This window comes from Buchnera aphidicola (Macrosiphum euphorbiae) (assembly GCF_005237295.1).
Classification (GTDB): Bacteria; Pseudomonadota; Gammaproteobacteria; order Enterobacterales; family Enterobacteriaceae; genus Buchnera; species Buchnera aphidicola_AP.
Genome location: NZ_CP033006.1, coordinates 563,466 through 585,033, shown reverse-complemented (window position 1 = coordinate 585,033; position 21,568 = coordinate 563,466). Strand labels below are relative to the sequence as shown.

Below are 21,568 nucleotides of genomic sequence, written 5' to 3'. Positions count from 1 at the left end.
TTAAACTTGGCATAGATTGAGCAAATAATATTTTTTTTTAATATATTTATATTTTGAGAGTGTTTTACAAAACTCATATTTTGTAAATTTAAAAATTCACTTATTATCTGATAACATTGTGTTTATATATTAATATAAAAACGGTATTCTACATCTTCTTTTATTCCTATAAAATTATCTTTTTCTATAAAATATGAAGAAAAATCTACACCAATTATAGATAAAATTTTTTGGGATAAGATAATATAAAATAACTAGCAATCATTACACCCATAGATCAGACTAGAAAAATAAAATTCTTCGATATATTACGCTTTAATATTTGAATTTTCTTATCTATTTTTTCTGGATTCAGAAATATTAATTAAAGAGAATTTAAAGGAAAATTTAATTTTTTCAGTTATCAGAAACCATATTTTTGAATTTATTCTCCATCTACTTAATACCACAATATTTATTTTTTCTGTTCCTATAATAGTCTAATAAAAATTTCTTTATTTTATCTATTTTTATATTTATTTTTGTATTTTTTAAAAAAATATTTTTTTAATACTTAATAATATTATTTTTTTTTTAATAAATTAATGATATTATTTATAAAATAAAAATTTATTTTGACTAACTCTTATGATTAATATTTCTCAAAATGCACAAGAACATTTTACAAAGCTTTTATCAAATGAACCTAATGGAACCCAAATACGTATTTTTATTGTTAATCCAGGTACACCTAGTGCAGAATGTGGTGTTTCATTTTGTCCAGAAAATGAGGTAGAAGAATTAGATATTGAATTAAAATATGATAAATTTTTCGTTTATATTAATAAAGACATTCTTTCTTATTTAAAAAACTCGGAAATTGATCTTGTAATTGATAAACTTGGTTCGCAATTAACATTAAAAGCACCATATGCTAAGAATAATTTTTCTAAAGAAACATCTTCTTCATTAGAAGAAAAAATAAAATATTTTTTAAATGCAGAAATCAATCCTCAATTATCAATGCATGGAGGACAAGTCAATTTAATTCAAATAAATCAAGATGGAATTGCTACAATACAATTTAGCGGAGGTTGTAATGGATGTTCAATGATCGGATTGACATTAAAAGAAACAGTTGAAAAAAGATTATTATCTTCTTTTCCTGAAATAAAAAAAGTATGTGATGATACGGATCATTTACATGGGAAACATTCTTTTTATTAATATTTCATAATATAATTGCATAATATTTTTGAACTATTTAACAGGTTCTGTTAATTCGCCACGTAAGTTATTTTGCATTTGAAATCGAATTTTTTCTTTTGATATATTTTGACTTAGTAAAAAATGCAACTTAGTTAAAGCTGATTCTATTGTCAAATCATAACCACTAATAACTCCAACTTTTATCAGTGAACTACCAGTTGCATATCCGTTCATATCGACTCTTCCAGATGCACATTGTGTTAAGTTAACAATAATAATATGTTTTTCATATGCGAGATGTAATTCTTTTAAAAAACCTTTGTTTTGAGGTGCATTTCCTACCCCGTACGTACATAAAATTAATGCTTTCACTGGATACAATAAGAAATTTTGAATAATTTTTTTGCAGATTCCTGGGTAAATAGTAATTATACTAATTGGTTGCGGTGCTATTTGATAAACTTTTAGTTTTTTTTTGTTTTGCTTTATTTTTTTTTTATAAAAACAACGAACATTGACTCCCACTTCTAATAATGGTTTTAAATTAGGAGAAGAAAAAGCATCAAAACTATTAGCCTGTGATTTAGTTGTTCTATTCCCTCTATAAAGTTTATTATGAAAAAATAAAGTCACTTCATTAATAGGATAATTTGCCGCCATTAGGAGTGAGTTTAATAAATTTTGACGGCCATCAGAACGTATTTCTGATAAAGGAATTTGAGAACCTGTTATAATTACTGGTTTTTCTAGGTTTTCTAATATAAACGATAAAGCAGAAGCTGTGTACGCCATTGTATCAGTTCCATGCAGAATAATAAAACCATCATATTTATGATAATTTTTTTCTATATCATCAGCAATTATTTGCCATTCTATTGGTGTCATATTAGAAGAATCGATTAACGGGTTATATTCTTTTATAATAAAATTCGGTATTTCCTTACTATAAAATTCAGGCATTTTTAGTAGTTGTTTTTGAAGATATCCAGAGATAGGAATATATCCACGTTTTGATTTTTGCATACCAATTGTTCCACCTGTATATGCAATATATATAAATTTTTTCTTCATTCTGCAACTCGTTTTATCATTTATGTAAAATGATTATATTTAAGATTATATTTTAAAAAAAATATGCAGCTTAGATTTATTTTTTAATTATAATATATAAGATATTAAAAATGTTAATATAATGAAATAAGTAATTTTACTATTTTTGTAAAATAAATCAAGGTAAGTTCGTATAAGAACTTTAAAACAGACTTTGATAGTTATTTTATTAGATAGATAATGTTTTTTTATGTATTATATTTTGATATAAGAAGTATTTAATATTGAATATTTTAAATGAGTGTATATATGTTTAATTCAAATCATGAACAGGAATTAAGCAAAAGAAGAACTTTTGCGATTATTTCTCATCCTGATGCGGGAAAAACTACTATTACTGAAAAAATGTTGCTACTTGGAAAAGCAATCCGTATTTCTGGAACAATAAAAGGCAGAGGAAATGGAAAATATGCTAAATCAGATTGGATGAATATTGAAAAAGAACGTGGGATTTCTGTAACGACTTCAGTTATGCAGTTTACATATAAAAATATTTTAATGAATTTGTTAGATACTCCTGGTCATCAAGATTTTTCAGAAGATACATATCGTATTCTAACTGCTGTAGATTGTTGTCTGGTCGTAATTGATGCTGCTAAAGGTATAGAAGAGCGAACTAAAAAACTTATAGATGTTACACGTATTCATAATACTCCTATTATTACTTTTATTAATAAATTAGATCGTGATAGTCGAGAACCAATAGAAATTTTAGATGAAATTGAGAAAGAGTTAAAACTAAATTGTATCCCTATTAATTGGCCAATAAGTTGTGGAAAAAATTTTAAAGGGGTTTATCAGATTTATGATAAAATGGTTTATTTATATAAAAATAAACGATTTAAAAAAAACTTTTTAAATTTAGATAGTTTTTCTGATTTTTATAATGGTTTAGTCGGCGAATACATTGGAACTGACATAGCTATATCTATTCATCAAGAATTAGAATTAATTATTAATATATATTCAAAATTTAATAAAGAAAAGTTCTTAAGAGGTATTATCACTCCTATTTTTTTTGGTAGTGCACTTGGAGATTTTGGAATTGATCATTTATTAGATAGTCTCATAAAATGGGCTCCTACTCCTTTATATCGTCAAAGCAGTAAACGTAAAGTATATCCTCAAGAAAAGAAATTCACAGGTTTTATATTTAAAATTCAAGCTAATATGGATTTAAAACACCGTGATAGAATAGCATTTATGAGGATTGTTTCAGGACAATACACAAAAGGAATGAAATTAAAACATGTACGAGTAAAAAAAAATATAACTATTTCTGATGCTTTTACTTTTTTGGCTGGCGACAGAATTTCAGTAAATAAAGCGTATCCCGGTGATGTTATAGGTCTTCATAATCATGGGACGATTAAAATTGGAGATACTTTTACAGAAGGTGAAGAAATTAAATTTGTTGGAATACCAAGTTTTGCACCAGAAATTTTTCGTCTTATTTACTTGAAAAATCCTCTTAAACGAAAACAATTAAAAAAAGGTTTAGTGCAATTATCTGAAGAAGGAACTGTTCAAGTATTTCGCCCTATTCTTAACAATAATTTAATTTTAGGTGCTATTGGAATATTACAATTTGATGTTGTTATTGAACGTTTAAGAGCAGAGTATAATATAGATGCAATATACAAAAAAGTTAATATTATTCTTGCTCGTTGGATTAGGTCTAAAAATGGTGATAGTATTGATAAATTTAAAAACAATCATAGTACTTATTTAGCATATGATACTTCTAATAGTTTAATATACTTAGCACCAAGTAGTGCTAATTTAGATGTAGTTATGACTCAGAATTCTGATATTTTTTTTGATAAAATACGAGAACAATAATATTTTAAAAAATCAAAAAATAATTATTTTCTGATAAATTTTTGGACGTTTAATTATGAAACGCGTTTTTTTAATTGTTTTAGATTCTTTTGGAATAGGTTCTAGTTCTGATGCGGAAAAATTTAATGATGTTGGTTCAGATACATTTGGACATATAGTAGAAAAATGTTTTTTAGGCAAAGCAAATATAGGAAGAAAAGGTTCTTTGTATATTCCTAATTTAGTAAGATTGGGTCTAATAAATGCATATAAAGAATCTACAGGAAAATATCCTTTAGGATTTAAAAATAATTTAAATATTATTGCTAGTTATGGTTACGCTAGTGAGATTTCTTCTGGAAAAGATACTACTTCAGGACATTGGGAAATCGCAGGAGTACCAGTTTTAGATAATTGGTTTTATTTTAAAAATAAAAAATGTAGCTTCCCTAATCATTTATTAGAAAAAATTATAAATCAATCAGAAGTAACAGGTTTTATTGGAAATTGTCATGCATCAGGAACTGATATTATAAATCGTTTAGGCGAAGAACATATTAAAACAAAAAAACCTATTGTATATACTTCATCAGATTCTGTTTTTCAAATAGCGTGTCATGAAGATTTTTTTGGCCTACTAAATCTTTATAAATTATGTGAAACTGTTCGTGCTATTTTAGATCAATATAAATACAAAGTTGCAAGAGTTATTGCAAGACCTTTTATTGGTAATAATAAATTAAATTTTCAGCGTACAGGTAATAGACGTGATTTTTCAATTAAGCCTTTTTCTACAACAGTTATTAAAAAATTAATAGACGAAAAAGAAGGACAAGTAGTTGCTATTGGAAAAGTTTCTGATATTTATGGTGGAGTAGGGATAAGTAAAGAAATTAAATCTACTGGTCTTAATGAATTATGTAATGCAACAATTAATGAAATGAGAATAGCTGTTAATAATACCATAATTTTTACTAATTTAGTAGATTTTGATTCAAGTTGGGGTCATCGTCGTGATGTTGCTGGATATGCTAAAGGTTTAGAATTTTTTGATTATAGATTATCTGAAATAATAAATTTAGTTCAAAAAAATGATTTATTAATTTTAACAGCAGATCATGGATGTGATCCGACATGGAAGGGTACAGATCATACTCGAGAAAATGTTCCTATATTAATTTATTCACCAAACATAAAGAAACATTATTTAGGTCATCGTAAAACTTTTTCTGATATAGGACAAACTATTGCAAAATATTTTCTATTGACTGAAATGCAATATGGTCAAAATATGCTTTAAAATTTTAGATCGTAGTTTTTATATGTAAAAAAAGGAAAAAATTAGTGTCTACTCCTCATATTAATAGTAAAAAAAATGATTTCTCAGATGTAGTTCTTATGCCGGGAGATCCAGTTCGAGCAAAATATATTGCTGAAAAATATTTGAATGATTATATTCAAATTAATAATACTCGTTTAATGTTAGCTTATACTGGGTTTTATAAAAACAGAAAAATTTCCATAATGAGTCATGGTATTGGAATACCATCAGCTTCTCTTTATACAAGAGAATTGATTGTTGAATTCAATGTAAAAAAAATTCTTCGAATAGGCACTTGTGGTGCTGTACGCGATGATATAAAGTTACGTGACATAGTAATTAGTATGGGCGCTTCTACTGATTCAAAAGTAAATAGAATAGGATTTAATAACCATGATTTTTCTGCTATTGCAGATTTTGATATGATTTATAATATAGTTTCCGTTGCAAAAAAAATGAAAACTAAGATTTCTATTGGTAATTTTTTTACAACAGATTCTTTTTACAATGATGATGATAAAATGCTTAAAATTTTAAAAAAATACAACATTATTGGAGTTGATATGGAGACTGCAGGAATATATGGAGTTGCCTCTAAATTAAAAGCACAAGCATTATCAATATGTACAGTATCAGATCATATTGTAAAAAAAGAGTTTCTTTCATCAACAGAAAGAGAATCAAGTTTCAATGATATGATTGAACTAGCTTTAGAGTCTGTTTTATAAAAAATGTTCTTTTCAAGTACACAATATATTATTTTGGTGAGAAAGGGATTCGAACCCTTGATACGTTTCCATATACACGCTTTCCAGGCGTGCTCCTTAAGCCTCTCGGACATCTCACCATTTTTTAAAATAATACTGAAAAATTGATTTTTATATTTTAATATAAAAAAATAAACTACGTCAAGTTTTTACTTCTGTAGATTATATTTAGATTAAATTATATTTAATGTTTTTTTATATAAGCAGAAAAAATATCTTTTTTAAAATAAAAAAAATAGAAAAAATTATGCTGGTTCTGATAGAATACATTTTATATTTTTTTAAAAAATTATACTTTAGCTGTATTCAATTAAAAGGATTAACTAGATTAATGAAAAAATAATATAAAATATCTTTCAAATGTGTATCAATCGTTAATATAGAATAATTTCATTAATATTTTTATAAATATTCTTTTTAAAAATTTATAAAATATTTTTATAATTAAAAATTATTCATAATTTATTTTAAAATAATTAATTTTATTCTATTTTCAACGTGTGTTTATGTCCTGCCAGCAAAATATGCTGAGCATTGGTATTATTAACGAATTATCTTAGTAATAAAAACATGGCAGAAAAACGAAATATCTTTCTAGTTGGACCTATGGGTGCTGGGAAAAGTACTATTGGTCGTCAATTGTCTCAACAACTTAATATGGAATTTTTTGATTCTGATCAAGAAATTGAGAAGCGCACTGGTGCCGATATAAGTTGGGTTTTTGATGTAGAGGGTGAAAGTGGTTTTCGTTTGAGAGAACGAAAAATTATTGATGAGTTAACAATTAAACAAGGTATTGTACTTGCTACAGGTGGAGGTTCAGTTAAGTTTAAAGAAACTCGTAATTTTCTATCATCTCGTGGTATTGTTGTTTATTTAGAAACAACAATCGAAAAACAATTAGCACGTACTAAAAGAGATAAAAAAAGACCATTGTTACAAGTTTCTACTTCAAATCGTATTATATTAGAAAATCTAGCTTATGAAAGAAATCCTTTATATGAAGAAATTGCAGATATAAAAGTTCAAACTGATGAGCAAAGTGCTAAATCTGTAGCTTTTAATATAATTCGTTTATTAGAAGAAATATAATAAAGATTGATAATAAAGAATTTATGAGGTATGAAAAATTGTGGAACGATTAAAAGTTGTTCTAGGAGAACGTAGTTATCCTATTAGTATAGGATCTGGTATTATTCAAGAAGATAATATTTTTTGGCCTTTGAAACCAGGTGATCAAGCAATGCTAGTGACTAATAAAACATTAGCTAATCTTTTGAAAGATAAAGTTTTTTATCATTTAAGAAAATCTGGAGTTAAAATAGATCAAGTTATTTTATCAGATGGAGAACAGTATAAAACATTAAATGAAATGGAATTAATTATTTCTGCTTTATTAGAAAAAAAGCACGCCCGTGATACAACTTTAATTGCATTGGGTGGGGGCGTAATAGGTGATTTAGCTGGTTTTGCTGCTTCTGTTTATCAGAGAGGTGTGCGTTTTATTCAAATACCTACTACTCTTCTGTCTCAAGTTGATGCTTCTGTTGGTGGGAAAACAGCTGTCAATCATTTACTTGGTAAAAATATGATTGGTTCTTTTTGGCAACCCTCTTCAGTAATTATTGATATTGATTGTTTAAAAACACTGCCGTATACTGAATTGGTATCTGGTATGGCCGAAGTAATTAAATATGCTATTATTTTTGATGAAATATTTTTTTCTTGGTTGGAAGAAAATATTGAAGATATTTTATCGCTTAATCATGCAGCAACGTCTTATTGTATAAAAAAATGTTGTGAATTAAAATCACAATTAATTTCTTTGGATGAAAGAGAAAATAATTTTAGAGCATTATTAAATCTCGGTCATACATACGGTCATGCCATCGAAGTTCATGCAGGTTATGGGAATTGGCTTCATGGTGAAGCTATATCAGTAGGAATGGTTATGGCTGCACGTACCGCTGAACTACTAGGATACTTAAAAACAATAGATTTTAAAAGAATACTTGTTTTATTGAAAAGAGCTGGGTTGCCTATCAAAGGACCAAAAAATATGTCTGCCGCTTCATATATTCCATATATGATGAGAGATAAAAAAGTAATATCAGGGGAGATTAGATTAGTTTTACCCACATCTATTGGAAAAGCAAAAATTTATAGTAATATAGATAAAAATATTATTTTAACTGCTATTAAAAATTCTCAATAAATTTTTCATTGTCTAAGATATTAAAATCATTTGTATATCACAATATAGTTTTTCATTGTTTTTTTTGCTCTTATAGTTTTATTCTTTAAGAAGACATTACATATTCTATATTTTTAATGTAAAAGTTATATTGAGTATTAAGAAGTGTTTCTTTAAAATTCGCGTATTTTTTAATAAAATTTTTAAAAAATACTCTATAATTAATATATTTTAAATTATAAAAATAAAACTATTTAGAGTAAAAATAATATTTTAAAAAATATTGCAATCTAGGATTAAATCAAAAAATAGATATTTTATGAAAAAAATGCTCTTTTTTAAAGTGTGCAAGAGGAAAATATTTAGTATTAGAGCATATTCTTAAAATTTTTTCAGAAAGAAAATGTTTAATTGAACTGTTTGTAGCTACCAGATAAGTATTTTAAAATACTAACTATCATGGTTACATTTTACCAGATATAAATAATGATCTCATTAATTTATTCAATGTTGTTAAAAACTATTTTTTACATTTTATTGATGATACATAATTTTTTTTTGCCCCTCGTACTAATAAATTAGATTTTTATTTTATACATTGTATCATATTTAATAAAATTTCTAGTGATTATCAAAAAGTACTAATTTTTCTATATTTAGACAGATATTGTTATAATAGATTATGTCGATATAATTTAAAAGGATAGTTTAATGTTCCTTTTAGGAGTTATCAAAAAACACATTCTCTACAAAAAGAATTATATCAATTTTCTGGATATGCTCAAAAATCAGTTTTCATATGTTTTTCTTATGATATTACATTAAAAAAAATTAGTACTGATTCTGCAGTGTATTGTGATTCACATTATTTGACTTTATCTACAGCTGCAAATTTTACTAGATATTATATTAATCATTTTGATTTTTATGAGTATAAAAAATTAGCATACCTCATAGAATCTATTTTTAAAAAATTTATTCCTTTTCTACTATCAAATCAAGATTTTTATTAACACGTTTATTATACCAAAAAGCTTTTTTGTATTTCATAAGTTCTAAACCTTCTATTTAGTAGTTGTACTTGTGCTACGAATAGTCGGAAAAAATTTAATGAATTATTAGCATTATATAATTAATGCTATAATTAATTAGTTCACATTAAAGACAGGAAAATTAAGATGAAAAAATTTTTTTTAGCACCATCAATTTTATCTGCTGATTTTGCACGTTTAGGAGAAGACACAAAAAAAGTAATAGATGCAGGAAGTGATTTAATACATTTTGATGTTATGGATAATCACTATGTCCCTAATCTGACTATGGGTCCTATGATCTTAGAATCATTGCGCAATTACAATATTACAGTACCAATTGATGTTCATTTAATGGTAAAACCAGTAGATAATTTAATCCCTCAATTCGCTAAAGCAGGAGCAACTTTTATCACTTTTCATCCAGAAGCAACACTTCATGTCGAACGAACATTACACTTAATTAAAGAACATGGATGCAAAGCAGGATTAGCATTTAATCCAACAACGCCACTAAATTTTCTTGATTATACGTTAGAAAAATTAGATTTAATTTTATTAATGTCAGTAAACCCGGGATTTGGAAATCAATCTTTTTTGCCGTCTACATTTAGTAAATTGCGTGAAGTAAGAAAAATTATTGATGCTAATTTTCCCGATATTCTATTAGAAGTAGATGGTGGAGTAAAATTAGATAATATTGCTGAGATCGCATTTTCGGGAGCAAATATTTTCGTGATTGGATCTGGATTATTTAAATATTCTAATTATGAGATTATGATTAAAAAAATTCGAAAAGAATTACAACATGCTTATTCTAGATTTATTCATTAATATTTTATTTGGGATGTGAAATGATTTTTTATAAACCTGTTTTATTTAGTGCTATACAGCCTTCTGGAAATTTAACTCTTGGAAACTATATAGGTACAATGCGCCATTGGTCTAAAATGCAAGATGATTACGAATGTTTATATTGTATTGCTGACTTACATGCATTAACTGTGCAAGAAAATAAAATTAATTTACAAAAATCTACATTAGATACACTATCTTTTTATTTAGCTTGCGGGGTAGATCCAAATAAAAGTATTATTTTTATTCAATCTCATGTTTATCAGCACAGTCAATTAAATTGGATTTTAAATTGTTTTAGTCAATTTTCAGAATTACTTCGTATGACACAATTTAAAATCAAAAGAAAAATAGAACAAAATTGTAAAAAAAAAACAAGTGCAGCTTTATTTAACTATCCTATCTTGATGGCTGCAGATATTTTATTATATCAAACTAATTTTGTTCCGGTAGGAAGAGATCAAAAACAGCATGTAGAATTAACGCGGAATATAGCTAATCGTTTTAATTCTTTATATGGAAATATATTTACGCTGCCTGAACCATTAATTACTCAATATGGTTCTAAAATCATGTCTTTATTAGAACCAAATAAAAAGATGTCGAAATCTGATGTTAATAAACATAATGTAATTTTTTTACTAGATGACATTCCAAAGATTGTATTGAAAATACAGCATGCTCTTACTGATTCAGAAATGCCATCTAAAATATATTATGATATAGAAAAAAAACCAGGAATCTCAAATTTATTAGAAATTCTTTCTGCTATTACTAATAAAGATATTAATATTTTACTGCAAGAATTAGAAGGTATAATGTATTCAGAATTTAAAAATATTGTTGCAGATTCTTTATCTAAATTTTTATCCAAACTACAAAAATCTTATAATAATTATCGTTGTGATGAATCTTATTTAAAAAAAATAGCCTATGAAGGAGCAATGAAATGTCAATTAAAATCTGATAAAACTCTAAAAAATATACATGATAAATTAGGATTAATCCCATTTTTTAAATAAACCAGAAAGTTTTCTTCTAGTTTATTTTTAAATGCACTGTATTTTTTATATAAATAATTTTATTTAAAAATTCTATATTTTTGATTGAAATAAATTAAAATAGATAGAAAAAAAACTATAGCATATAATATGTTTGAACTAATTAAAGTAATATACAATCCTTTTTTTTCTACTATAGGACCAGTTACAATAAATGTAAGCAAAGTTCCAATTGTGCCAAACAATAAAATAAAATTTATTAATTTTGGAGAAGGTTTTTTTGTCTGTAACGATGCTAATGTTATAATTATAGTGTAAATGGCACTGGAGAAAAAACCTAAACTAACAATTATATATTGCTGATTTAAAAAATTTGCACTATGAATAAAAAAATACATCAGTATTGTAGAAATGCTCGTGAGACATATAAACATACGATATAAATTAAAAAATTTAATTATAAAACTGAAAAACCACATTCCAATCATATAAGACATCCAAAAACTACTAACTAAACTACCAGTTTTTTTTATATCAACACTCATAATTTCAGTAGCATATTGTGGAATCCAAGAAATAAATCCTAATTGTCCTAAAATATAGAGCAATGCTGCAATAGATAATAAAAATACATTACAGTTCCACTTTTCTTTTACTTCTTTGATATTTTTTATGTCAGTTTTTAATTTTAGAAAATTTAAATTTATTGTCAAAAGAAAAATTAATAAGTAGATTGCTCCTATGCAAACATAAGTCCAATACCAAAAAAATTTTTTTTCTAAAAGATAAGCTGTAATAATAGGAAATATCATACCAGACATACTAAAAAAAGAATCGGTTAATAATAATTGAGAACCTCTTTTTGATCCTGAGTATAGATGAGTAATAATAAATGTACCAATTGACATGGTAATTCCACTTACTAATCCAAGTATGAACATATTTATTGAAAATAAAAATATACTATTACAGAAAACTATACCGATTATAGCTATAATAGTAAGTATAAATCCAAATAACAGTTGTTTTTTTAACGATATAATTTCTATTAGCCAAGAATTTATAAAAATTGATATTAATATTCCTGCATTTAAAAAAGTAAATGTATTACTCATCTGCGATACAGATAAATGAAAATAATCAGAAATATTTCCCATAATCATGCCAGTGACAACTACTAGCGCACCGGTAAACGCATATGACAAAAAACTAATCCATGTAAGTCCTATTCGATTAATATCTTTCATTTTTTATTACCTTTTTGTAAATTTTTTATAAAAATACAATCAAATATATTATATTTTTTTATATTTTCAATATATCGCACGATATTATGTAAGAATTAAATTGAGTATGCAGAGTATGCATATACTAACTATATAAAATAGTATCTTGTTTTTTAATTTTTTCTAAAAAATAATAAACGTTTTGAGGGTTAAAATAAAATAAGTTTAATTTTAATAAAATATGATGTATATTTTATTATAAAAGTTTTGTATATTTTCTATATTTTTTTATTCATAAAAATCATTTTTACAAGTTTTTTATTATAACAAATATATTTCAGGCAATTGAATGATATCAAAAAAAACGTTAATTACACGAGATACTTTTGACAAGTTAATTTTACCTGTTTATAATCCGGCTTCGTTTATTCCTGTAAAAGGAAAAGGTAGCCGTATTTGGGATCAAAAAGGTAAAGAATATATTGATTTTTCTGGAGGTATTGCAGTTACATCATTAGGACACTGCCATCCTTTATTAAATAAAACATTAAAAAATCAAAGCAAAATTTTATGGCATGTTAGTAATGTTTTTACTAATGAACCAGCTTTAAGATTAGCTAAAAAATTAGTTTCTTCTAGTTTTGCATCAAGGGTGTTTTTTGCAAATTCTGGTGCAGAAGCTAACGAAGCCGCTTTTAAGTTAGCACGTTATTATTCGGATAAAATATATAATACTAAAAAAAATAGAATTATTTCTTTTCACAACTCATTTCATGGACGTACATTATTTACTGTTTCTGTTGGTGGACAATCAAAATATTCTGATAATTTTGGACCAAAACCTTTAGGTATAGCACATGCTTTATTTAATGATATTAATACTGTAAAAAATATCATTAGTCATGATACGTGTGCGATAGTTGTAGAACTCATCCAAGGCGAAGGTGGAGTAATACCTGCAAAAATTGATTTTATACAAGAATTACGAGAATTATGTGATCGATATAATGCACTTTTGATTTTTGATGAAATACAAACAGGAGTAGGTAGAACCGGAAAATTATTTTCTTATGAACATTATGGTATTATTCCCGATATTTTAACTCTTGCAAAATCTTTAGGTGGGGGTTTTCCAATAAGTGCAATGTTAACTACAAATGAAGTTGCATCTGTAATAAAACCCGGAATACATGGTACTACATATGGAGGCAATCCTCTTGCTTGTGCGGTAGCAGAATCTGTGATCGATATTATTAATACTAAAAAAGTATTATCTGGAGTAACAAGAAAATCTATAAGAATAATATCTGAACTAAATACTATTAATAAGCGTTTTAAATTTTTTACAGAAATAAGAGGTCAAGGACTTTTAATGGGCATCGTGTTAAAACCAAGTATTTCTTATAAAATAACTGAAATATTAAATTTTTCATTTTTAGAGGGTGTTATTTTTCTTACAGCTGGTAATAATGTTATTCGTCTAGCTCCTTCGTTAATTATTAGAGAGTGTGATATTATTGAAGGTATGAAACGTTTTTATCATGCTTTAGAAAAATGTTTATTATAAAGATTAGAATTTTGTATAAATACTTTATCAAAATTATAATTTAAAAAATCAAAAATTGTTATAAAATTAATAGTGTCTCTATAATTAGACTTCTATATAATTATTATTTCACTCAAAATAATTAATATGTTTTTATTTTTTAGTGAAATTAGATTATATCTAATTTCTGGATTATTCTTTTTGTGAATCTTATCTTTGATTTATACTCGTCATAATAGCTGAAATATTTTTTTAATTCTGCAGTTTTGATTAAAACTTTTGTTTTTTAAAACATTATCAAAATAAGAATAAAATTTATTAATCTAATTTTTTTTAGATAGAAAAAATTTAATTTTTATTATTTTTCTATTTAAAAAAATATTTAAAATATATTAAAAAAATATATACTGCAAAAAAAATATATTAATAGCAAAATATGTAATATTTTATGTTTTTTGGAGTCATAAATGATTTTTTTTCTTCTAAAAAGAATAATATTGTTATTTATAATATTATATGTTCCAAAATCGTTTTCAGTATCAGAAAATTTATCTAATGTCTATTTACAATCTTATTCTAAAACAAATAATACACTTCAAAATAAAAATGAAAAATTAGCTTATGCTTTAGGTGTTTCATTAGGTAATTATGTTAATCAATCTTTTGAAAAACAAAAAAAAATGGGGGTTAAATTAGACAAGAATAGTCTTTTAAAAGGAATACAAGATGCAATTTCTGGTAATTTAAAGCTTTCACATCAAGAAATTTCTTCAATTCTTGAAGAGCTGGAAGCAAAATTAAAACATGCAAACAAAATTCAATCTGAAAAAAATATAAAAGAAAATTTCATTCAAGGAGAATTATATATGAAAAATTTCTCTAAAATGAAAGGTGTAAAAAAAACTTCTAGCGGTCTTTTGTATCTTTTAGAAAGGGAAGGAGAAGGAGAAGCATTAACAAATGATACAAAAATTACTGTACATTATAAAGGTACATTAATTAATGGTGTAGAATTTGATAGTTCTTATAGAAGAGGTCAGCCTATATCATTAATGTTAAAAGATGTTATATTAGGTTGGCAAGAAGGTTTAAAATATATAAAAAAAGGCGGTAAAATAAAATTAGTTATACCACCTAATTTAGCATATGGAGAAAAAGAAGTTAATGGTATTCCAAGTAATTCAACATTAATCTTTGATATAGAATTATTAGATGTAGTTAATAGACTATAGTATACTCTCTTGTCCACTATTAATTTTTAAAACATGAGATAATTAAATATTATTTTAAAAATACTCTGATATAAAATTTTACAAATGAAATATACGATATTAGTAACAGGTGCGGCTTATGGAACACAAAACTCAAGTAGTGCTTTTTTGTTTTGTAAATCTTTACTAAAAACAAAACATATATTACATAGTGTTTTTTTTTATTGTGATGGAGTGCTTAATGCTAACAGTATGACTACACCAGCAATTGATGAATTTAACTTAATTAAAGCATGGCAGGGATTAAATAAAAAATATAAAGTAAAATTATATGTTTGTAATAGTGCAGCTTTAAGAAGAGGTGTGATAGAAGATGAAAAAACACTAAATGTCAACGTTGTTAAAAAAGGTAATCTAGCATTTTTTTTTCAATTAAGTGGTTTAATGGAATTAGCTAATTCTATAAAAATATGTGATCGCATAATACAATTTTAATTTGGTATATTTATTATAATGAATATGGTTGCTTTTATTTTTTCGCATGCTCCACATGGAACTAGTTTTGGTAGAGAAGGTTTAGATGCTATTTTTAGCGTCTCATCAATTTTAAAAAAAATAAGTTTATTTTTTATTGGTGATGGTGTTTTGCAATTAATGAAAAGTTATCAATCAGAAAATATTTTAGCTCGTAATTATACATCTTCTTTTCCCGTATTATCTTTTTATAATATAAAAGATTTTTATTGTTGTAAAGCATCATTAATTGAACGGGGATTAAATAACAATGATTTTATATTAAAGATAAATATATTAGACTCAGATATTTTACGTTTAAAATTAGATAAATATGATGCAATTATTAATTTTTAAGGTTTATTAATATGTTACACACGTTAATGAAATCTCCTTTTGAGACTAATATCTCTCTTATTATAAACATGTTAAAAAAATCAGATGATTTTTTAGCATTACAGGATGGTGTGTTAATTGGATTAAAAAACAATATTTTTTTAAAAACTATAATTATGTCTTCAGTAAAGTTATATCTTATAAGGGAAGATGTTTATGCAAGAGGGATTAACAAAAATATCTCTAGTAAATTTATTTTAATAAGTTATATGCATTTCGTTTCATTAACAGTTAAACATAAGAAACAAATGACTTGGTAAAAAAAACTAAGTTATATTTAATTTAAATGTCCAATCCTAAAATTCTTCATGATAATAGAAAATATTTTTTATTTATATTATTTTGATATTTTTCAGAACATCAATTGAAACGATAGGAGTTTTTTATGGCCACAGTAAATCAATTGGTCCGTAAACCTCGTGTACGAAAAGTTGTCAAAAGTAATGTACCTGCATTAGGCAAGAGTCCTCAAAAAAGAGGTGTTTGTACTAGAGTATATACAACTACACCTAAAAAACCTAATTCAGCGTTACGTAAAGTATGTCGTGTAAGATTAACTAATGGTTTTGAAGTAACTGCTTATATTGGTGGTGAAGGTCACAATTTACAAGAACATTCTGTTATTTTAATACGAGGTGGTCGTGTTAAAGATTTGCCTGGAGTTCGATATCATATTGTTAGAGGTTCATTAGATTGTGCTGGTGTTAAAGAACGTAAACAGGGTCGTTCTAAATATGGTGTTAAAAAAGCAAAATCATAAAAAAGCATTATTAAAATACTATGCAATTCATTGGAGTCTTCTATGCCACGTCGTCGTATTATTAGTACTCGAAAAATTTTACCAGATCCAAAGTTTTCTTCTGAATTATTAGCTAAATTTATTAATATTCTTATGATAGATGGTAAAAAATCTATTGCGGAAGTAATTGTTTATACTGCGTTAAGAAATTTATCTAAACGTATAGATAAAAAAGAATTGGAAGCATTTGAAATAGCTTTAGAACATGTACGCCCAACAGTAGAAGTGAAATCTCGTCGAGTTGGTGGATCGACATATCAAGTACCTGTTGAAGTTCGTCCAGTAAGACGTAATGCCTTAGCTATGCGCTGGATTGTAGAATCTGCGCGTAAACGTGCTGATAAATCTATGTCTTTACGCTTATCTAATGAACTTTATGATGCTGTAGAAAATAAAGGCGCAGCAGTTAAAAAAAGAGAAGAAGTACATCGAATGGCAGAAGCTAATAAAGCTTTTGCCCATTATCGTTGGTAATATTTTAAAGCTTTATTTTTTTTTGTGTTACTTATAAATTATATTGAGGCAATTATCTCAATTCGGCGTATGAGGTCTAACTTTTTAAAACCTAAAAAATGAGAGAAAGATAATGTCTCGTACAACACCTATTTCTCGATACCGTAATATTGGAATTAGTGCACATATAGATGCAGGCAAAACAACTACTACTGAAAGAATTTTATTTTATACAGGAGTTAATCATAAAATTGGCGAAGTGCATGATGGCGCAGCTACTATGGATTGGATGGAACAAGAACAAGAAAGAGGAATTACTATTACATCAGCTGCTACCACTACGTTTTGGAGTGGAATGGCTAAACAATTTAAACCACACAGAATTAACATTATCGACACACCTGGCCATGTTGATTTTACTATTGAAGTAGAACGTTCAATGCGTGTATTAGATGGTGCTGTTATGGTTTATTGTGCTGTTGGAGGTGTACAACCACAGTCAGAAACTGTATGGCGTCAAGCAAATAAATATAACGTTCCTCGCATAGCGTTTATAAATAAAATGGATCGTATGGGAGCTAATTTTTTAAAAGTAGTAAAACAAATTAAAACACGTTTAGGTGCTAATCCTGTTCCTTTACAGTTAGCTATTGGTTCAGAAGATACTTTTGTTGGTATTGTTGATTTGATTAAAATGAAAGCTGTGCATTGGAAAGAATCTGATCAGGGTTTAACATTCATTTATGATGAAATTCCTACAGAAATGATTGAATTAGCAGAAAAATGGAATCAAAATTTAATTGAGTCTGCAGTGGAATCTAATGAAGATCTTTTAGAAAAATATTTGAATGGAATCAAGTTATCTGAAAGTGAAATTAAGTCTGCATTGCGAAAACGTGCTTTAAATAGTGAAATTATACTTATTACTTGCGGATCAGCTTTTAAAAATAAAGGAGTTCAAGCATTATTAGATGCAATAATTGAATATTTACCTGCTCCTAATGATGTTCAAGATATTAAAGGTGTTTTAAATGATAATGAACATACCTCAGCTATTAGAAATTCAAATGATAAGGCTCCTTTTTCTGCTTTAGCTTTTAAAATTGCAAACGATCCATTTGTAGGCAATTTAACTTTTTTTCGTGTATATTCAGGAGTAGTCAAATCTGGAGATACTGTATTTAATTCTGTGAAGTCTCAGCGAGAGAGATTTGGTAGAATTGTTCAAATGCATGCTAATAAAAGAGAGGAAATAAAAGAAGTATATGCAGGTGATATAGCTGCTGCTATTGGTTTAAAAGATGTTACTACTGGAGATACTTTATGTGATTTAAATGAACCTATTATATTAGAGCGTATGGAGTTTCCTGAACCAGTAATATCTATTTCTGTAGAGCCGAAAACTAAAGCAGATCAGGAAAAAATGGGTTTAGCATTAGGACGATTAGCAAAAGAAGACCCTTCATTTCGAGTGCGAACTGATCAAGAGTCTAATCAAACAATAATTTCTGGAATGGGTGAATTACATTTAGAAATTATCATTGATCGTATGAAACGAGAGTTTAGTGTCGATGCTAACATTGGAAAACCTCAAGTAGCGTACCGTGAAACTATTCTTGACAAAGTTGAAGATGTTGAAGGAAAACATATTAAACAATCAGGTGGAAGAGGTCAATATGGTCATGTGGTTATAGAATTATTTCCATTAGATCCAGGAGGAAAAGGTTATTTATTTATTAATGATATAAAAGGGGGAGTTATACCTGGTGAATATATTTCAGCAGTTGATAAAGGAATCCAAGAACAATTAAAATGTGGACCTTTATCTGGTTATCCTGTAGTAGATATTGGAGTACGTCTTTATTTTGGTTCTTATCATGATGTTGATTCGTCTGAACTAGCTTTTAAGTTAGCTGCTTCTACGGCGTTTAAAACTGGTTTCAAAAGAGCGCGACCAGTTTTATTAGAACCAATTATGAAAGTTGAAGTCGAAACTCCGGATGACTATATGGGAGATGTTATAGGTGATTTAAATCGTCGAAGAGGTATTATTGAAGGTATGAAAGATTTATCTATTAGTAAAATTATTAATGCATGTGTCCCCTTATCTGAAATGTTTGGTTATGCTACTGATTTACGTTCTCAAACTCAAGGACGAGCTTCTTATTCTATGGAATTCTTAAAATATGTAGAAGCTCCATCTAATATTTCTAAAGAAATTATCGAAAGAAGAGAAAAGTAGAAGTTTTCTTCTGTAATGTATACAATATTTTTGTTTATAATGATAGATATTTTATATAAGGAAAAAAGAATGTCTAAAGAAAAATTTCAACGTTTAAAACCTCATATAAACGTAGGTACAATTGGTCATGTAGATCATGGAAAAACTACTTTAACTGCAGCTATTACAACAGTTTTATCTAAAAAATTTGGTGGTTCTGCACGCGCTTTTGATCAGATAGATAATGCACCAGAAGAAAAAGCAAGGGGTATTACAATTAATACTTCTCATGTAGAATATGATACTGAATTTAGACATTATGCTCACGTAGATTGTCCAGGTCATGCTGATTATATAAAAAATATGATTACTGGTGCAGCTCAAATGGATGGAGCAATTTTAGTTGTAGCGGCCACTGATGGGCCAATGCCTCAAACTCGTGAACATATTTTGCTTGGAAGACAAGTGGGTGTTCCGTATATTATTGTATTTCTTAATAAGTGTGATATGGTAGATGATGAAGAACTACTAGAACTCGTAGAAATGGAAGTTCGTGATTTATTAACACAATATGATTTTCCTGGAGATGATACTCCTATTATTCGTGGTTCAGCTCTTAAAGCACTAGAAGGTGATCCTGAATGGGAGTCAAAAATCATTGATTTATCTAAATTTTTAGATAGTTATATTCCTGAACCAAAACGAGCAGTAGATCAACCCTTTTTATTACCAATAGAAGATGTTTTTTCTATATCAGGAAGAGGTACAGTAGTAACCGGACGAGTAGAAAAAGGCGTAATTAAAGTAGGTGAAGAAGTTGAAATTGTAGGAATAAAAAAAACAACTAAAACTACTTGTACAGGCGTAGAAATGTTTAGAAAGTTATTAGATGAAGGTCGTGCTGGAGAGAACGTAGGTGTTTTGCTTCGTGGTACAAAGCGTGATGAAATTGAAAGAGGTCAAGTTTTAGCCAAACCAGGTAGTATTCATCCACATACAACATTTGAGTCTGAAGTTTATGTTCTATCCAAAGAAGAAGGTGGGCGTCATACTCCATTTTTTAAAGGATATCGTCCTCAGTTTTATTTTAGAACTACTGATGTAACAGGTTCTATTGAATTGCCAGAAGGTGTTGAAATGGTTATGCCAGGAGATAATATAAAAATGACTGTTACTTTAATTAATCCTATTGCAATGGCTGATGGATTGCGATTTGCTATACGTGAAGGTGGTCGTACTGTTGGAGCGGGTGTTGTTTCTAAAGTTTTACTTTAATAATTTTATGTTTAAAATATTTTTATACTGACATCTAGTTGAATTTATTAAGAAAAGAGTATAAAATGCTCTTTTCTTGATTATATCTTATATCTTAATATAAATAAGTTATTATTATCTTTTGCTAGAATCATGTATTAAAAATTAATTTTTAATATTACAAAGAATTGTATACATCAATATTTTATATGTATTAACTTATTTTAAAAATACTCCTGATATAGGGGTTATATGGTAACAATTAATTATATCTACTTTTAATAATCTAAATTTATTCAGAGCAGATTAAATTTTCAATGTGTAAATAATTGGAGTTCTGGTCTAATGCAGAACCAAAGAATTCGTATTCGTTTAAAAGCTTTCGATCATAGACTAATTGATCAATCAACTACAGAGATTGTTGAAACAGCAAAAAGAACAGGTGCACAAGTACGTGGACCCATTCCTCTTCCAACTCGTAAAGAACGTTTTACTATTTTAGTTTCTCCGCATGTAAATAAGGACGCACGTGATCAATATGAAATTCGTACACATAAGCGTTTGATTGATATAGTAGAACCTACTGAAAAAACTGTCGATGCACTTATGCGATTAGATCTTGCTGCTGGTGTAGACGTACAAATTAGTTTAGGTTAATCAA

Annotated in this window: 20 protein-coding genes, 1 tRNA gene and 1 pseudogene; 19 read left to right on the top strand and 3 right to left on the bottom strand. The window is 27.0% G+C overall.

Annotated elements, in window-relative coordinates; all coding sequences use genetic code 11:
* Positions 1-627 precede the first annotated feature (627 nt).
* Positions 628-1,206, top strand: coding sequence for an NfuA family Fe-S biogenesis protein (locus D9V71_RS02775; protein WP_158340844.1), 579 nt, complete (start codon positions 628-630; stop codon positions 1,204-1,206).
* A gap of 33 nt (positions 1,207-1,239) precedes the next feature.
* On the opposite strand, the gene ansA is transcribed toward D9V71_RS02775, so the two are convergent.
* Positions 1,240-2,259 carry an asparaginase gene (gene ansA, locus D9V71_RS02770; protein WP_158340843.1) on the bottom strand — a complete coding sequence of 340 codons (1,020 nt, stop codon included), beginning with the start codon at positions 2,257-2,259 and terminating at the stop codon, positions 1,240-1,242.
* Between the two features lie 288 nt (positions 2,260-2,547).
* Here ansA and D9V71_RS02765 point away from each other — a divergent pair, with 288 nt between their 5' ends.
* Genes D9V71_RS02765 through deoD form a run of 3 tightly spaced genes read left to right on the top strand, consistent with a single transcriptional unit; the run spans position 2,548 to position 6,168 of the window.
* A complete protein-coding gene (locus D9V71_RS02765; protein WP_158340842.1) occupies positions 2,548-4,140 on the top strand; it encodes a peptide chain release factor 3 in 1,593 nt (530 codons plus the stop codon).
* Positions 4,141-4,195: 55 nt separating this feature from the next.
* The gene (locus D9V71_RS02760) at positions 4,196-5,419 is read left to right on the top strand and encodes a phosphopentomutase (RefSeq protein ID WP_158340841.1); all 1,224 of its coding nucleotides are present in this window, start codon (positions 4,196-4,198) and stop codon (positions 5,417-5,419) included.
* A 44-nt stretch (positions 5,420-5,463) separates the two neighbouring features.
* Complete coding sequence (gene deoD, locus D9V71_RS02755; protein ID WP_158340840.1) at positions 5,464-6,168, top strand: purine-nucleoside phosphorylase; 705 nt, start codon at positions 5,464-5,466, stop codon at positions 6,166-6,168.
* Between the two features lie 34 nt (positions 6,169-6,202).
* Here deoD and D9V71_RS02750 read toward each other — a convergent pair.
* Positions 6,203-6,287: transfer RNA gene (locus D9V71_RS02750), tRNA-Ser, on the bottom strand.
* Between the two features lie 490 nt (positions 6,288-6,777).
* On the opposite strand from D9V71_RS02750, the gene aroK reads away from it, so the two are divergent.
* From aroK to trpS, 5 genes and pseudogenes are all read left to right on the top strand, one after another.
* Positions 6,778-7,299 carry a shikimate kinase AroK gene (gene aroK, locus D9V71_RS02745; RefSeq protein ID WP_158340839.1) on the top strand — a complete coding sequence of 174 codons (522 nt, stop codon included), beginning with the start codon at positions 6,778-6,780 and terminating at the stop codon, positions 7,297-7,299.
* A 40-nt stretch (positions 7,300-7,339) separates the two neighbouring features.
* Positions 7,340-8,422 (top strand): 3-dehydroquinate synthase, encoded by a 1,083-nt coding sequence (gene aroB, locus D9V71_RS02740; RefSeq protein WP_167553842.1) that lies wholly within the window; start codon positions 7,340-7,342, stop codon positions 8,420-8,422.
* A gap of 698 nt (positions 8,423-9,120) precedes the next feature.
* Positions 9,121-9,414: pseudogene (locus D9V71_RS03215) on the top strand (DNA adenine methylase); the annotation flags it as partial.
* A gap of 165 nt (positions 9,415-9,579) precedes the next feature.
* On the top strand, positions 9,580-10,266 hold the full coding sequence (gene rpe / locus D9V71_RS02730; RefSeq protein WP_158340837.1) for a ribulose-phosphate 3-epimerase: 687 nt from the start codon (positions 9,580-9,582) through the stop codon (positions 10,264-10,266).
* A gap of 20 nt (positions 10,267-10,286) precedes the next feature.
* Positions 10,287-11,309, top strand: coding sequence for a tryptophan--tRNA ligase (gene trpS / locus D9V71_RS02725; RefSeq protein ID WP_158340836.1), 1,023 nt, complete (start codon positions 10,287-10,289; stop codon positions 11,307-11,309).
* A 59-nt stretch (positions 11,310-11,368) separates the two neighbouring features.
* Here trpS and tsgA read toward each other — a convergent pair whose 3' ends face one another.
* On the bottom strand, positions 11,369-12,535 hold the full coding sequence (tsgA, locus tag D9V71_RS02720) for an MFS transporter TsgA (protein WP_158340835.1): 1,167 nt from the start codon (positions 12,533-12,535) through the stop codon (positions 11,369-11,371).
* Between the two features lie 328 nt (positions 12,536-12,863).
* Here tsgA and D9V71_RS02715 point away from each other — a divergent pair, with 328 nt between their 5' ends.
* From D9V71_RS02715 to rpsJ, 10 genes are all read left to right on the top strand, one after another.
* Positions 12,864-14,081, top strand: a complete 1,218-nt coding sequence (locus D9V71_RS02715) for an aspartate aminotransferase family protein (RefSeq protein ID WP_158340834.1) — start codon at positions 12,864-12,866, stop codon at positions 14,079-14,081.
* Between the two features lie 446 nt (positions 14,082-14,527).
* Positions 14,528-15,292 carry an FKBP-type peptidyl-prolyl cis-trans isomerase gene (fkpA, locus tag D9V71_RS02710; protein ID WP_167553841.1) on the top strand — a complete coding sequence of 255 codons (765 nt, stop codon included), beginning with the start codon at positions 14,528-14,530 and terminating at the stop codon, positions 15,290-15,292.
* Positions 15,293-15,376: 84 nt separating this feature from the next.
* A complete protein-coding gene (gene tusD / locus D9V71_RS02705; RefSeq protein ID WP_158340833.1) occupies positions 15,377-15,766 on the top strand; it encodes a sulfurtransferase complex subunit TusD in 390 nt (129 codons plus the stop codon).
* An 18-nt stretch (positions 15,767-15,784) separates the two neighbouring features.
* Positions 15,785-16,141, top strand: coding sequence for a sulfurtransferase complex subunit TusC (tusC, locus tag D9V71_RS02700; protein ID WP_158340832.1), 357 nt, complete (start codon positions 15,785-15,787; stop codon positions 16,139-16,141).
* 11 nt (positions 16,142-16,152) lie between these two features.
* Positions 16,153-16,440 carry a sulfurtransferase complex subunit TusB gene (gene tusB / locus D9V71_RS02695; protein WP_158340831.1) on the top strand — a complete coding sequence of 96 codons (288 nt, stop codon included), beginning with the start codon at positions 16,153-16,155 and terminating at the stop codon, positions 16,438-16,440.
* 125 nt (positions 16,441-16,565) lie between these two features.
* Complete coding sequence (gene rpsL / locus D9V71_RS02690) at positions 16,566-16,940, top strand: 30S ribosomal protein S12 (protein ID WP_158340830.1); 375 nt, start codon at positions 16,566-16,568, stop codon at positions 16,938-16,940.
* Positions 16,941-16,982: 42 nt separating this feature from the next.
* Positions 16,983-17,453, top strand: coding sequence for a 30S ribosomal protein S7 (rpsG, locus tag D9V71_RS02685; RefSeq protein WP_158340829.1), 471 nt, complete (start codon positions 16,983-16,985; stop codon positions 17,451-17,453).
* Between the two features lie 112 nt (positions 17,454-17,565).
* Complete coding sequence (gene fusA, locus D9V71_RS02680; RefSeq protein ID WP_158340828.1) at positions 17,566-19,674, top strand: elongation factor G; 2,109 nt, start codon at positions 17,566-17,568, stop codon at positions 19,672-19,674.
* Positions 19,675-19,743: 69 nt separating this feature from the next.
* Positions 19,744-20,928: an elongation factor Tu gene (gene tuf, locus D9V71_RS02675; RefSeq protein WP_158340827.1), complete on the top strand. Its 1,185-nt coding sequence runs from the start codon at positions 19,744-19,746 to the stop codon at positions 20,926-20,928.
* A gap of 324 nt (positions 20,929-21,252) precedes the next feature.
* A complete protein-coding gene (gene rpsJ / locus D9V71_RS02670; protein WP_009874476.1) occupies positions 21,253-21,564 on the top strand; it encodes a 30S ribosomal protein S10 in 312 nt (103 codons plus the stop codon).
* The last annotated feature ends 4 nt before the right edge of the window (positions 21,565-21,568 follow it).